Consider the following 14,890-nt stretch of genomic DNA (forward strand, 5'->3'; position numbering starts at 1 on the left):
TTATTCAATCCACAACCCCAACCATATCTATCTCCTTCATCAACCTATCAGTTTCCATTAATGCAACGATGATTTTCTGATAGTGTAAAATATCGTCGAACTCCAATGCCCTTCCTTTACGGTCTTTTAACCATTTTTGTGCGGGCTGATAACCACCTATGTAAAAATTCCATGCAACCTCTGGTACTCCTTCAAAATACTGCGTTTCATTTATGTAAACCTTTCCATCTTTGTACAAAGGCTTATCCACAACATTATCTCCACCTATCGGATACTTCGTAACATAGCGTTCCACCTGTTCAGATTCCAGCAAATGAATCCTTCTCAACTTTCCACCCAACTTCACCAATTGCCAAAATACCGAAACATCTGACGGATGAGGAACCCTCGGAAAATCAATCTTCAAAAACTCCTTGTATTTTTCGCGATAAGCAGGCGAGTGCAAGACCGCATAGATATAGTCAAGCAAATCAATTGGAGCAAAACTTGCTTTGTAAGCATCCTGTAACTCATCCACATTCTCTGCAAAACACAAATTCCCTTCCTCGCGCTCCGCAACAAAATCAATCCCCAAAGACTTTTCAATCTCCCGTACAATTTCCATATTCAAATTTGGAACTCGCTCAACCTTTCCTTCCAAACTTTGTTGTTCTGTACGCTCAGGGTAGAGGTAGAGAGGATAAATCATTCCTCCACCTCGATAAAATAAATTAAAATCTGTTACAGAATTTGTAATAAAAGCCAAATTCCATGGCATAGAACCAACAACTTGTCCCTGACGTCCGATGACTAATCCAACATTTTTTTTATTATTTAAAAAATGTAACAAAGTTTTTGGTTGTGGGGAGGAATATAATCCTCGTGAATTTCCTGTGTATAATGTGAATCTTATATCAAAAGGTCTATATGTTACATTTGTTAAACTATTATTTTGATTATTAAATGCATCATTTTTAGCAAAATTATATTGCCAATCCCTAGCGTCTTTTAACCTATTATATTTATTTCGCCAAATATTTTCTTCTAAATTTAAAATGTCCTTAATTTTTTCTCTTTGTTCTTCTGAGGACATGGAAATATTTAAATTATCATTAGCAGATACAAATCCAACAGAATTATTTTGAAATAGTTCAGATATTCTTATTCCTTCTTCATATTCAATTCTTCCATTTTCATCTTTTGGTACAAAAAAGTAATAGGGTTCTGAATATTCTATCTCATTAAAACCTATTTTATTCAGAGAATTATTCACTAAAAAATCATATTTATCCTCTCTTTTTCCATACAAATCATAATGAAATACTTTCCCCAATTCATTTTCTTTTTTCTCCCCTGTTTTAACAAAAATGTTGATTGAAACACCTTGTTGAATATCAAATACATTTTGGTCTATTCCTCCATCAGGAGCGGTTTCTTTCTTCTTCGAATTTCCGTGTAAATCTATGGTGTAAATTTTATCATAGGTTTTCAAAAGATTCCAACGCATCCCTCTAAAAGTAGGATTATCTAAAAACCCATGAGGGTTAATGTAAGCCAAAACTCCGCTACCATTTTTCTCTATATAATGTTGTCCATAGCGCAGAAACTTTACATAATCATCATTTAACCAATGTTTACGTTCATTAAAATGCACACCATCAACATATTTATAATCCTCTATCAAACTTGCAATCCATTCACCATTGTTAGAAGAAATACCGCTATAAGGCGGATTACCAATAATGCACATCACAGGTGTATTGGTTTTGATATGGTTTGCTTCATTTGCTTCTGTACTTAACCAATTGGCAAACAAAGTACCCGTGTCTGGGTGGCTCTCTTCCAAACTATTGGTTAGATATACACGCAAACGTTGGTTAGACATAGGTTTGAACCCTGTCTCCTTAAGCAGTAAATCCATCTGCAAATGAGCCATAGCATAGCTCGCCATCAACAACTCAAAACCATTTAAGCGAGGCAATAAATGTTGCTCCACATAATTTGTCCAAATACCTTCCTGTCCCTCAAACTTTTTATAAATATGTTTCACCACTTCGGCAAGAAAAGTTCCCGTTCCAGTAGCAGGGTCAAGTATCTGCACCCTATGCACCTCACGTTCCTCTTGCTTATAACCCGTTGCAGAACGCTTATCTGCAATTTGTGTATTTAACTTGATGGTCGTCTTGCTCGTGTCTGCCAAACCTTGGTTCAACCCAAATTCTGTTTTGAGCACCTCATCAACAGCACGTACAATGAAATTTACAACGGGCGCAGGCGTATACCATACACCCCTTGCTTTACGCAACTTCGGGTCATATTCGCTCAAAAAAGTCTCATAAAAATGAATGATCGGGTCTTCCATTTTCGTTGCCTTCCCATAGTTCTTCAAAATCTCCTCAACATTACACGCCAAGAAAATCTCTACCAAACTATCTACAATCCATAAGATTCGGTCATCTATATCTGGTCCAGCGATATACCCAAAAAGCTTTCGTAAAAAAGGATTGGACTTTGGGATTAACTCTGCTGCTTCCTGCCTACTAAACGTTGGTAGAGTAGGGTCGTGTAGTCTTGCCGCAAACATTCCATAAGCAATCGTTTGCGCATAAACATCTGCAAACCCTTTTGGTGTTATATCATGTATCAAGATTTGTTTGAAAGCCAATTTTTGGTCTTTCAGCGTACTATTTTCATAGTTTATTTCGTCAGAATTCAGCGCATTTTCAATCACATCGGACAACAACCGCGCTTTCCCCGCCATCATTTCTGCCAACTTCTTCGGGCTTTTAATCGTCTGACCTTTATAGCTCGCAAAATCCTTTACTAAATTTTCAAAATGTGAAAAATTCCCAACAATAGGTACAATCCGATTTCCATCAACTTCACCAATTTTTACCTCTGTTACAAACTCACCCTCTCTATACAAGCGAAATCGTAGATAATCCGTAATAAGTAAATTAGGTAATGCCTGTTTATACCGATCAAATTGTAGCTTATTCCCCGTTTTCTTTGCACCTTCAAGATCCTTATCACCTATATCTTTTGCTTCTATATAGCCTTTTTCAATTTTATTTTGAGTCAAAATATAATCTGGAGCACCACACGCCTGACGCTTGGGCTCATTCGTGGCTTGTATTCCTGGTAAAAGATGTTCTACTAAGGCTTGTAAATCACCTCTAAAAGTATGTTCAGTAGCATTTCCTAATTTGAAGCGTTGATTCAAATTATCAATGTATTGTTGAGTTGTCATCTAGTTAATGTTGTTAAAGAGTTCCTTTCCAAACAAATATAACCAGAATTTTAACATTTGAATAGCTAATAAATATTCCTAGTAGTATTCTATTAATTTTGAAAAAATCTCTTACTCCCCCCAAGCTTCCATAATCCTTTTAGAAGCAAGATGAAGTCCTTGGTAGAATTTTCCTTCGTTGAAGTTTGCCAAAAGACTATCGTTCAAAACAGAGTTGAGAAAGTCAAGACTTAGTTTTTCCAAATTTTCCGAACTAGAAAGCACACGCACATCATGAATGTCAAATCCCAATACAATCATTAAGTCCTTTTCATCATCAGGCGTCAATCCCCATTCAAGACTTAGGTCACGCGTATAATCAACCATATTCTGATAAGGTTTTGTGTCGTCAACCATCACAATGTATAGATTGCGCTTGGTTTTAGACTGATAATCTGTGAGCTGTGTAGTCAATTTTGCAACCTCCTCAGCAGTAAGAATGCCTACATGATCATTGACCAATCCCAATTTCTCAGGGAAATTGGTTGTAGTGATTGTTTTGGGAGAAGGGATTGTTTCGGTTTCTTGAGCCTTTACAAACAAAGTTGCAATCAAGGCAAAAAGGACGAATAAAATACGTGTCATCATTGGGTAAGTTTTTAGGGAGAACCTTGTCGGGTGGTTAATCCGACAAGGTTTCTATGGTTATCTAAAACGTTTAAAATCTCTTGGTCTTTTTTCAAGAAAAGCATTTCGACCTTCTTCGGCTTCTTCGGTTCCATAGGCAAAACGAGTAGTTTCACCTGCAAAGATTTGTTGTCCTACCAATCCATCATCGACTAAGTTAAATGCGTATTTCAACATTTTGATAGCAGTGGGGGATTTGGTTAAAATCTCTTGTGCCCAGTCAAATGCCACTTGTTCCAATTCCTCATGAGGCACAACCAAATTGACCATTCCCATGTCATAGGCTTCTTGCGCGGAATAATTCATTCCCAAAAAGAAGATTTCGCGTGCACGTTTTTGACCCACTTGTTTGGCTAAGTAAGCAGAACCGTATCCGCCATCAAAACTTGCCACATCGGCATCGGTTTGTTTGAAAATCGCATGTTCTTTTGACGCCAAAGTCATGTCACATACCACATGAAGGGAATGTCCGCCACCGACAGCCCAACCGTTAACAACGGCTACAACGACTTTGGTAGAAAAACGAATGAGGCGTTGAACTTCCAAGATGTTCAATCGACCAATACCATCTTGACCTTCGTACCCTTTTTTACCACGAACGCGTTGGTCACCTCCCGAACAAAAAGCCCAGCCACCGTCTTTGGGTGAAGGACCTTCGCCGGTTAACAAAATGACTCCTACTTCGCGGTCTTCTTCTGCCAATTGAAAAGCATCCAGCAATTCAAAAACTGTTTTCGGACGGAATGCATTTCTAACTTCGGGTCTATTGAATGCGATGCGCATAACGCCCTCGCATTTTTTAAAGGTGATATCTTCGTATTCTTTGACAGTTTGCCAATGGATGGTGTTCATGTTTTGAATTTTTTTTGTAAAAATACGGAATGCGATTCAGTCGAAATAAAAAGTCCCGAACAAATTCGGGACTTTGGATATATTTTATGTGAAATCTTAACTAAACATTTCTTTCACACGATCAAAAAAGGATTTATCATCTTTTTGAGGATGTGGAGAGAAGTTTTCATCATCTTTAATTTTTTCAAAAAATGCTTCTTGTTCTTTGGTCAATTTATCGGGTGTCCATACATTGATATGAATGAATAAATCACCATTGCCATGCCCATTTAAGCTTGGCAAACCTTGACCTTTCAATCGCAAGACTTTCCCAGATTGGGTTCCTTTGTCAATTTTGATTCGAACTTTGTTGTTAACTGCTGGAACTTCTTTGGATGATCCCAAAATTGCATCTGGGATGGAGATGTACAAATCATAATGTAGATTGTTACCGTCCCTTTTTAATTCTGCATGCGGTTCCTCGTCAATCAAGACCAATAAATCACCTGCAATTCCGTCAAATGGAGCATCGTTTCCTTTTCCAGCAACTTGCAATTGAATTCCTTCACGAACACCCGCTGGAATCTTGATTTCAACGGTTTCTTCGATTTTATTCAATCCTTGGTTATTGGCTCCAGGGGGAATATGGTCTGCTACTTTCCCAATTCCTTGACAAGTTCCACAAGTAGTTTGGGTTTGCATTTGACCTAAAAATGTATTGGTCACGCGAATTTGAACTCCCGATCCATTACAGGTAGGACAAGTTTTAAATGTCGTTCCAGGCGCTTGTTTGAAACGTTTTACTTTGACTTTTTTGGTGGTACCATTCATCATTTCCTCCAAGTTCAATTTTACGCGAATGCGCAAATCAGAACCTTTCATACGTCTTGGGCCGCGTTGTTGTTGACCGAAGCCACCTCCAAAACCACCACCGAATCCGCCGCCAAAAATATCACCGAAATGAGAGAAAATATCCTCCATGTTCATTCCGCCTCCGCCTCCAAATCCGCCTGAGCCACCCATTCCCGCATGACCATATTGATCATATCGAGCTTTTTTGTTTGGATCGCTCAAAACTTCGTAAGCTTCCGCAGCCTCCTTAAACTTTTCTTCTGCTTCTTTATCTCCTGGATTTTTGTCAGGGTGATATTTTATCGCTTGCTTACGATAGGCTTTTTTGATTTCATCTGCGCTTGCAGATTTGGAAATCCCCAATATTTCGTAATAATCTCTTTTTGACATCTTAATACTTTAATTTCCTGTTACCACTTTAGCGTAGCGAATGATTTTGTCGTTCAAGGCATATCCTGTTTCGACAACATCGACAACTTTTCCTTTTAATTCGTCACTGGGTGCTGGAATTTGTGTAATCGCTTCCATTTTGTCAGTGTCAAATTCGTCACCTGCTGCAATTTCGACAGATTTAAGTCCTTTTCCTCGTAAGGTTTCCGTTAATTTCGTTTGAATCAAGGAAACTCCTTTGAAAAGGTCTTGATCAGATGATTTTTCAATTTCTTTCATGGCTCTTTCAAAATCGTCCAAAACAGGAAGTAAAGCGGTAATAACTTCTGAATTAGCGGTTTTGAATATATCGAAACGTTCTTTTGTTGTACGTTTTTTGTAATTATCAAATTCTGCGAATAATCGTAAATACTGATCTTTTTCTTTTTGAAGTTCTTCTTTTAATCGATCAACTTCTGAAATGTTTTCATCTGTATTTTCAGTAGTAGTATCTTGATTTTCAAGATTTTCATTCAAAATTTCTTCATTCGTATTTTCTGACATCGTATTATTATTTTGGTTGAATTAGTCAAAAACATTGCCAATCCAAGAATTCTGTCAGTTTGGCAGTTAAACCCTTCCTATAAAAATTGCCGTGGTTTTGAATCAATAATTTCTATCTTTAAATATTGAAAAGACTCATACATGAAAATTGAAATTTGTGCAACATCTGTCCAATCGGCCATTCATGCAGAAAATGCAGGAGCCGACCGAATTGAACTTTGTTCAGAGCTGGCAGTAGGTGGTGTAACTCCCTCGTATGGACTTTTGCTTCAAGTATTAGGAGCCGTGAAAATCCCGGTATATGTTTTGGTTCGTCCTAGAAGTGGAAACTTTGTTTATGAGGAAGCTGAATTTCAAGCGATGTTACAAGATATTGAATTGTGCAAAGATTTAGGTTGTTCAGGAATTGTAAGTGGTGTACTAACCGAAAATTTTGAAATTGATGTGGTGCGTACCAAAGAATTGGTTCAAGCGTCCTATCCCATGAAATTTACTTTCCATAGAGCTTTTGACTTGATTCCCAATCCCAATGAGGGTGCTGAAATTTTAATGGATTTGGGTGTGAATCGGATTTTGAGTTCAGGGCAGGAAAGTTCAGCCGAAAAGGGAATTGATCTTTTATGGAACTTGAAAAAGCAAACGGAGGGAATTTTAACTATTTTGCCTGGAGGAGGAATCAATCCATCGAATGCGAAATTATTCAAAGAAAAGGGGTTTGAGGAAATTCATGCTTCTGCCTCTGCGGTTTGGAAAGAAAATCCTGCGCCCAAAATTTCTATGAATTCGGCAAAATTTATGGACGAAACAAAAGTATTTGTTTCGGATGTCGAGATCATTCAACAATTGAAAATGACTTGATATGAGCATGTTATACTAATCGAGAGTATTGTGGATTTAACCGATCAACAAAACATCGTTTTTACGCAAATTTTAAATTTATCGATGTTTGGGGAAATGCAGGAATACAATCAATTGTTTGATGTGGGGGAAATCGTAGATTTTGAAATTGGTCATTTTGAAGATTCAACTGATGTCAATGTTCAAAATCTAATTCGTTTGTTCCATACATTAGGAGAAACCATTCAATCTTTAGCCAATTTAAATTCCATTTCACAAGAAGAAATAGATAATTTTATAGAAAATAATCGAAATGAACCGTAGAAAATTTATTAGAAATACTGCTTTATCAGGCTTGGGCTTAACTGTTGGAGGTTCTGTATTGGCAAAGGGATTAGAGGAACTTCCAGTATCCACTCACTCATCAGAATTTAAAGGTCCTTTGGTGATTGCCACGTGGAACGTGCCTAATGCTACTGCCAAAGCTTGGGAAGTTTTGGAAAAAGGAGGTTCTGCTCTCGATGCGGTTGAAAAAGGCTGCAATGTTGAAGAAGAAGATCCGAAAAATTCTTCGGTTGGTTATGGCGGATTGCCCGATCGCGAAGGGATTGTGACTTTGGACGCATGTATCATGGATCATAACGGTAATTATGGCTCTGTTGTTTTTCTTCAAAATATCGTGCATGCGATTTCGGTTGCACGAAAGGTGATGGAAGAAACACCGCATGTCTTGATGGCAGGAAAAGGAGCGGAGGATTTTGCGGTTGCACAAGGTTTTAAACGCACCAATCTTTTGACAGAATCCTCTAAAAAAGCTTGGGAGGAATGGAAAGTTACTTCAGAATACAAACCGATTATCAACATAGAAAATCACGATACAATTGGGATGCTCGCAATCGATAAAGACGGGAATCTTGCGGGCGGATGTACCACAAGTGGATTGGCGTACAAAATGCACGGTCGAGTAGGAGATTCACCGATTATCGGTTCTGGATTATTTTTGGACAATGAGGTAGGTGCAGCAACTGCAACGGGATTGGGCGAGGAGGTTTTGAAAACCGTTGGTTCTTTTTTAATTGTGGAATTGATGCGTCACGGAAGAACCCCTCAACAAGCTTGTGAAGAAGCGGTCAATCGAATTATGAAAAAACAAATACATCGCAAAGATTTTCAAGTCGGGTTTATTGCCTTGAATACTAAAGGTGAAGTGGGCGCTTATTCGGTTCACGGTGGATTTAGTTATCAGATTTATCAGAATGGGGAAAACAAAAATGTATCGCCTGATTTTTTGTCGAAATAATTATAGAATTTAGTCCTTCGGCTCCCGATAGCTATCGGGACAGGGTGACGGAGGATTTAATTTTTTAGGTAAATATTTTCAATCATTTTGGTTAGTTCAATGAATTCTTTTTCATCTTCTTCTCGTGGTGACCATCTTTGAATGAATTGGTAATCACCATTTTTATAGACTTCCAAAATATGAATGTCTCCATCTAATCCCATTTGATTATGCGTATTATGATTGGGTAAATCAAATTGCTTTAGTTTCTGTTCCAATTGATAAAAGGTATGCCAATCAAATGCCACGAGGGTGTCTTTTACAATTTCTCCTGGTTCATAAGAATCAGATGTAGTTAAAAGTTCAATTTCTTTGTAATGGATATACCAATCATTAAAACTTTTTTGGATTCGATAGGTGTAGGAATTTGTAAAAGAAGGCAGAATCGTGTATCGAATGATATAACCCGAATCAATTTTTTTAGAGAAATTCGGCTCTTCCATTTTTTGAAGGTATTCTGAAAACCATCTATTTATATCTGGATGTAATTTCCCTTGTTGATCTGGGAATTTGCTTCTATCCAAACTGTCGGTTTATAGTGGAAAATAATAATCAAATTCTGTTTTAGTGGTTAATTGTTCTTCTTTTGTAATTTCTTGTTTTTTGCAGGAATATGCCAAAAGAAAAATTTAAATGAGATATGTGAAATGTTTAAATAATGTCAAGATTTTAATTTTAATATGATAGGTCACCCTGAGCTTGTCGAAGGGTCTTTGGGCTTTCCAAATTCAGTATAATTTTTACTTAGGATTTTCAAGTCTTCCCATCTCGCTTCAATCAGAGTTTTCTTTTTAATTCTACTCCAACCCTTAATTTTTTTCTCAAATAACATAGCTTCATTAAAATCAGAAAACTCTTGATAAAATACCAATTTCAAAGGTCTTCTTTTGAAAGTAAAACAATTTTGAAACCAGCCTTCTTGATGTTGCATAAATCGCTTTTCTAAATCTGATGTCAATCCTGTATAATAACTTTCATCTGAGCACTTTAGTATGTACACATAAAATGTTTTCATGTGTTGAATTTACAAATAAAATTGCGAATTGTTTAGAAATGCTTCGACAAGCTCAGCATGACTAAATATATAGGAAGGTTTTATATTAGTAGAATATGCTTCGACTCCCGATAGCTATCGGGACAGCATGACATCAAGGTATACTAAAAAAAGGATGAAAGTTTACTTTCATCCTTTTTCAAATATCATATTTCTAAAATTTAGAACTTCATTCTTATTTTTGCATTGATGAATCTACCTGTTAAACGATTCGGAACGCCATAGATTTGAGATGAATTTACATCACGAACCCACGTATTACTAATTTCATTGCGGATGTCAAAAATATTGAACAAATCAACTCCTAAAGACAATTCTTTGAAATTTTTCCAGAAGTTTCCGTTTGCTTTCAATTCATTTTGGTTGATGAATTCTTTGATGAATCCGATGTCGACACGTTTGTAATCGGTTAAATAATTTTGGTAATCATAAGGATCAGTCAAAGGTGGCGCTCCATTTGGAACTCCCGAAGCATACACCAAATTTACATTGACTTTGAACGAAGGCAAAATCGGCATATAATCTTGGAAGAAAATCGAAGCTTTGAAACGTGGGTCAGTTGCCATCGGGATGTTTCCTCGGTCATCGATGTTTTGGAATGCTCTTGCATACGATAAACTCAACCAAGAATCCACGCCTGGAACAAATTCCCCAAACAAACGCATATCGACTCCGTAACCATATCCTTTCGCATTGTTATCAGCCGTATAACGGATTCTTACATTGTCCACGAAATATGGATTCAAATCGTTGAATAATTTGTAATACGCCTCTGTTGTCATTTTAAATGGACTATTCCACATGTTGAATTCGTAGTCATGACCCAAAATAAAATGAACAGATTGTTGTGATTTTACTTCGTTGTTTAAAGTTCCATCCAATCTTCTTACTTCACGGTAGAAAGGCGGCTGGTAATAAATTCCGGTATTGAAACGGAAAGTCATATTTTTCTCCCAATCGGGTTTGATGGCAATTTGCGCCCTTGGACTGATGTTCAATTCTTCGTTGAAATCCCAATAGGTGGCACGAACTCCTCCGTTTACTAAAACTTTGGAATTTCCCCACATGAAACGTTTGGTGTATTGAGCAAATGCTGCATAACGATTGGAAGCCAATTCATTTTTCGCATGGATGCTATAATTCAATTCCAAATTGCTTGGATCCAATTGTCCTGGATTGTAAATGTTCGGAATGGAATAGCCAGTCGAATCCAAATATTGCCATTCACTCATCAAATCACGGATGTCTTCACGTTGGTATTTTAAACCCCATTCGATATCGTTGTTTACATTGATTTTGTAACGACCTCTGTGTTGTGCTCCCACAACCAAAGCGTCGAAATTATTTCTCGCATGGTCGATTTGGCTTCCGATGTCGTATGTAGACAAATAATTTCCTTCTCCGTCCAATTCATTGATTCTATACGCACCATAAATGTCGAAATATTCTCTTTCTTTGGAATGGAATGCAAATGCGTCCACTACCAAATCCAATTTTGTGTTCGGTTTATGACGAATGGTCAAGGAACCTGATTCGGTTTGGAATTTATCTTCTTCGTTTCCTTCGTAGAAAACAGTTAAACTCATTGGATTGTCCAAGGTTCCGAATTTGGTTTCACGATTTTTTGGAACCAAATCAAATTTTGAATCGGTTTTTGCTCCTAAAAAGGAAACTTCCCATTTCGAATTGAACTTATAATTCAAATAGGCTTGAACGTCATAATAGCTTGGATTGAAATCACTCTCACCATCCAAGGTATTCAAAATTAAGTTTCTATTTTGATAACGCGCTCCAACGATTGCAGAGAATTTACCGTCTTTTGAGCCAGATCCAACCGTTAGATTTCCACCCATCAAACTTGCTTCAACGGTAGCCTCAAAAGATCTTGGTCGTTTGTAGATGATGTCCAAAACACTCGACATTTTGTCTCCGTATTTCGCTTCCCATCCACCTGCAGAAAAGTTAACGGCTTCGGTCATTGCGGGATTCACAAATCCCAAGCCTTCTTGTTCGCCTGAACGAATTAATTGTGGTTTGTAGATTTCGATTCCATTTACATAAATTAAATTTTCATCATAACTTCCTCCGCGAACACGGTATTGAGACGTTAATTCCGAACCAACACTTACAGTAGGTAAACTACCAATCATTTCCGTAACACCTCCCGTAAGACCAATGGAAGTTTCCATATCAGCTGGACTTAAAGAAGTACTATTGATTGGTTTTGGGCGTTCCCCCATGATGATTGCTTCTTGCAATTGAACTCCGTCAGATGCTCCTTCCGACAAAATAATATAACGTTCGTAGGTTTGACCCGAAGCGACATTCACGGTTTCTGTGAAGGTAATTCGGCCATCTTGTTCAAAACGAACTTGGATGTCGGAATCAGAAGAAACAGTTAGACTAAAATTTCCATTTCCATCTGTATAAGTTGTATTGGTTCCATCGGTCACGGTTACATCCATGAGAGGGAAATTGTATTCGTCAAATACTTTTCCTTTGAAAGTTGCTTGTTGTGCGAAGGTAAATCCGGCAAATAAAACGAAAAGAAAGAATAAATTAATTCTTTGTGAAATTTGCGGTGTAGGTTGCGGTGTTGTTTTTTTCATCCCAAACTTTTAATTCTAATTGATGTTTTCCATTTGTAATTCCTTCACGATTTAAATCGATGGTTAAGGATTTTGATTTTTGATCATAGGTCGTCAACGTCCATTTTCCATCAATATAGGCGGCAAATCCTTCAATTCCTGATTGACTGTCACTTATCGTAAAGCGAATGGTTGCTTTAGCGCCCGTAAATGTACTGTTTTCTTTGATATTAACGGGAGTTATTGTTGGTTTCGTATTGTCGATTGCTACAGAGAAAACTCCAAAGTCTCTCGCTTCACCTACGATTTTCCCATTTTTATATTCTGCCGTGATGAATTCTTTCTTCCAAGCTCCTCTCTGTTGATATTCCCGAACCAAAATTGCTTTATCCAATTGGGCAGTAGGAACATCTTTGGGTTCAATCGCAATGGTATAATAAGAATGTACAGGAATATTCCAATCATGAACCCAATGTTTTCCATTGTCTGCTAATTTGTATTTGAACTCCAAATCCTCGTAAATAATTCCTTTGGGCAACATCAATTCTATGCCCTCTCTTTTGAAATGATTTTCTTGATCCCATTGAAAAATGATCGCATCAGAAGAGATGGGTTTTTCTGCTGGTGGAGTTTTTCCTGTGATTTTGTATTTCACTTCTTTTTTATTTCCAGCATAATCTCTTACCTCAATTTTGATGTCATAGGTTCTACCTTCCTCCAAATCTATGATTCCATTGTTCACGACATTGGAATACATTTGATGCAAAGGATCTCCTTCTTTTCGGTACAATTGATACACCCAACTATTATTTTTCAATCGATCCTCATAATCAACCAAACAATTGATGGCGCGAGTTGTAGAGAAATTCAAACGATCATTGGTGTAGGTGTAATAAGGATTATTGTCAACAAAAACATTGATCTGATAAATTCCGTTCATATTATCCGCTCCATTGTGTTTGTCATAGGTTTTAATTCCCAATCCAACTTTTCCAGAAGCCGAAACACTAGCGCCAGAAGCAACGACTTGACGACTGGTTTTTCCGTTTACATTTCCATTGATCGGATAGATATACAATCCGTTGATCATAGGAGCAGAGGTGTCGGGAACATCAAATCCAAATAAAAATGGATTGATAGGTTCCTCGGTTTTGGTATCACGAATTTCAAAATGAAGATGCGGCCCAGCCGATCCACCTGAATTTCCAGATAATCCAATTATGTCGCCGGCTTTCACTTTTAATTCATCTTTCTTCGGATAAATTTCCACGGCAAATGATTCATTTTTGTACTGATGCGCTCTGGTGAATTCTTCAATTTCCTTGCTGAATTTTTGCATATGCGCATAAACCGAGGTATATCCATTTGGATGATCAATGTAAATGGCATTTCCATATCCGCGTGGAGACACATTGATTCGTGAAATAAATCCATCTCCAACTGCATAAAGGTTGTAGCCTTCTTTTTGATTGGTTTTGATGTCGATTCCGCTATGGAAATGATTGTTTCGAAGTTCGCCAAAGTTGCCCGATAAAAAATTGGTGATTCCAAGTGGGTTTCGGAAATCGCCTTTGGGGTATTCGATCTTAGGATTAGCTTGGGTGTTTTGCGATTGACCACAAGCACAAAACGTTAACAAGCTCAAAACTAAGATGTTTAGGTTTTTCATGTTTTGATATTTTAAACAAAAATAAAAATTATTCATAGAGTAGCTTTTTCTATTTAGGATTAATTAAAATTTAGAAACAGATTTGAAGCAATGCAATTTTTCGTTACCTTTGCGTTAAATAAGTTAGGACGAATTAAGTTCTCTTATACGATGAATCAAAGTGAAACAAATTTCATAAAACTTGAACAAAAGCTCTATCAATTGGTGGATGCTTATCGAAATATTAAAAAAGAAAACGAAACGCTAGCAGAGGAAATAGAATCATTGAAGGAAAGTTTGAAAACATCACGATCTGAAGCCCTAAAAATGAAAGATGACAATGAACGATTGAAAGTGGCAAATGCCCTTTTGGGTGACGAAGAACACAGACGTTTGATGAAACTACGAGTAAACAAACTTATAAAAGAACTGGATGTTTGTATAGCTCAAGTAAAAAATGATAAAGGATGAATAGTATCAAAATAAAGATCAACATCGCCGGTAGGCAATATCCTTTAACCATCAATGCAGAAGAAGAGGAAGCGGTTAGAAATGCAGGAAAAGAAATTAATAAATTGATACAAGAATTTGAAGACAGATATGCTGTAACAGACAAACAAGACGCTATTTCTATGGTGGCTTTGCAGATGGCTTCAAAACTCAATATTGTGAAAAGTCAAGGAGAAGGCAATAGTACCATTGCCAATGAAAAAATCCTTGAACTTACCGAATTCATTGAAAGAGAATTGGAAAATAAATAAACATTAATATATAGACGCTCAGCTACTTAAGTGTAGTAAAAATATTCGATCCCACATTAGTTCTAACTATTTTGGTAAACTCAACGCCAGTTTTGTAACCGGGTGAATGCCGTCCGGAAAGCGGGCCGCAACAACTCTAAGTTGTTCAAATT

At 37.2% G+C, this 14,890-nt stretch carries 14 protein-coding genes; 5 read left to right on the plus strand and 9 right to left on the minus strand.

What is annotated here, in order from left to right:
* Window positions 1-4 precede the first annotated feature (4 nt).
* From ABID46_RS09790 to ABID46_RS09810, 5 genes are all read right to left on the minus strand, one after another.
* Window positions 5-3,229 (minus strand): type ISP restriction/modification enzyme, encoded by a 3,225-nt coding sequence (locus ABID46_RS09790; protein WP_354509563.1) that lies wholly within the window; start codon window positions 3,227-3,229, stop codon window positions 5-7.
* Window positions 3,230-3,340: 111 nt separating this feature from the next.
* On the minus strand, window positions 3,341-3,856 hold the full coding sequence (locus ABID46_RS09795; protein WP_354509565.1) for a TPM domain-containing protein: 516 nt from the start codon (window positions 3,854-3,856) through the stop codon (window positions 3,341-3,343).
* 57 nt (window positions 3,857-3,913) lie between these two features.
* Entirely contained in the window at window positions 3,914-4,747 is an 834-nt protein-coding gene (locus ABID46_RS09800) for a 1,4-dihydroxy-2-naphthoyl-CoA synthase (protein ID WP_354509567.1), read from the minus strand.
* Between the two features lie 96 nt (window positions 4,748-4,843).
* The gene (gene dnaJ / locus ABID46_RS09805) at window positions 4,844-5,968 is read right to left on the minus strand and encodes a molecular chaperone DnaJ (RefSeq protein ID WP_354509569.1); all 1,125 of its coding nucleotides are present in this window, start codon (window positions 5,966-5,968) and stop codon (window positions 4,844-4,846) included.
* 9 nt (window positions 5,969-5,977) lie between these two features.
* The gene (locus ABID46_RS09810) at window positions 5,978-6,511 is read right to left on the minus strand and encodes a nucleotide exchange factor GrpE (protein WP_354509571.1); all 534 of its coding nucleotides are present in this window, start codon (window positions 6,509-6,511) and stop codon (window positions 5,978-5,980) included.
* A gap of 141 nt (window positions 6,512-6,652) precedes the next feature.
* Here ABID46_RS09810 and ABID46_RS09815 point away from each other — a divergent pair, with 141 nt between their 5' ends.
* Genes ABID46_RS09815 through ABID46_RS09825 form a run of 3 tightly spaced genes read left to right on the plus strand, consistent with a single transcriptional unit; the run spans window position 6,653 to window position 8,648 of the window.
* Window positions 6,653-7,369 (plus strand): copper homeostasis protein CutC, encoded by a 717-nt coding sequence (locus ABID46_RS09815; RefSeq protein ID WP_354509574.1) that lies wholly within the window; start codon window positions 6,653-6,655, stop codon window positions 7,367-7,369.
* Window positions 7,370-7,399: 30 nt separating this feature from the next.
* Complete coding sequence (locus ABID46_RS09820; RefSeq protein ID WP_354509576.1) at window positions 7,400-7,672, plus strand: hypothetical protein; 273 nt, start codon at window positions 7,400-7,402, stop codon at window positions 7,670-7,672.
* Window positions 7,662-8,648, plus strand: a complete 987-nt coding sequence (locus ABID46_RS09825; protein WP_354509578.1) for a glycosylasparaginase — start codon at window positions 7,662-7,664, stop codon at window positions 8,646-8,648. The genes ABID46_RS09820 and ABID46_RS09825 overlap by 11 nt, the downstream gene beginning before the upstream one ends.
* A 56-nt stretch (window positions 8,649-8,704) precedes the next feature.
* On the opposite strand, the gene ABID46_RS09830 is transcribed toward ABID46_RS09825, so the two are convergent.
* The 4 genes from ABID46_RS09830 to ABID46_RS09845 form a co-directional block, all read right to left on the minus strand.
* A complete protein-coding gene (locus ABID46_RS09830) occupies window positions 8,705-9,211 on the minus strand; it encodes a hypothetical protein (protein ID WP_354509580.1) in 507 nt (168 codons plus the stop codon).
* A gap of 164 nt (window positions 9,212-9,375) precedes the next feature.
* Window positions 9,376-9,702, minus strand: a complete 327-nt coding sequence (locus ABID46_RS09835) for a GIY-YIG nuclease family protein (RefSeq protein WP_354509582.1) — start codon at window positions 9,700-9,702, stop codon at window positions 9,376-9,378.
* 200 nt (window positions 9,703-9,902) lie between these two features.
* On the minus strand, window positions 9,903-12,350 hold the full coding sequence (locus ABID46_RS09840; RefSeq protein ID WP_354509584.1) for a TonB-dependent receptor: 2,448 nt from the start codon (window positions 12,348-12,350) through the stop codon (window positions 9,903-9,905).
* On the minus strand, window positions 12,301-13,998 hold the full coding sequence (locus tag ABID46_RS09845) for a M23 family metallopeptidase (protein WP_354509586.1): 1,698 nt from the start codon (window positions 13,996-13,998) through the stop codon (window positions 12,301-12,303). The genes ABID46_RS09840 and ABID46_RS09845 overlap by 50 nt, the downstream gene beginning before the upstream one ends.
* A gap of 90 nt (window positions 13,999-14,088) precedes the next feature.
* Between ABID46_RS09845 and ABID46_RS09850 the strand changes: the two genes are divergently transcribed.
* Both ABID46_RS09850 and ABID46_RS09855 read left to right on the plus strand, forming a co-directional pair.
* Window positions 14,089-14,448, plus strand: coding sequence for an uS7 family ribosomal protein (locus ABID46_RS09850; protein ID WP_354509588.1), 360 nt, complete (start codon window positions 14,089-14,091; stop codon window positions 14,446-14,448).
* Window positions 14,445-14,738, plus strand: coding sequence for a cell division protein ZapA (locus tag ABID46_RS09855; protein ID WP_354509590.1), 294 nt, complete (start codon window positions 14,445-14,447; stop codon window positions 14,736-14,738). Before ABID46_RS09850 ends, ABID46_RS09855 begins: the two co-directional genes overlap by 4 nt.
* Window positions 14,739-14,890: the final 152 nt, after the last annotated feature.

This window comes from Moheibacter stercoris (assembly GCF_040545805.1).
GTDB classification, from domain to species: Bacteria; Bacteroidota; Bacteroidia; order Flavobacteriales; family Weeksellaceae; genus Moheibacter; species Moheibacter stercoris.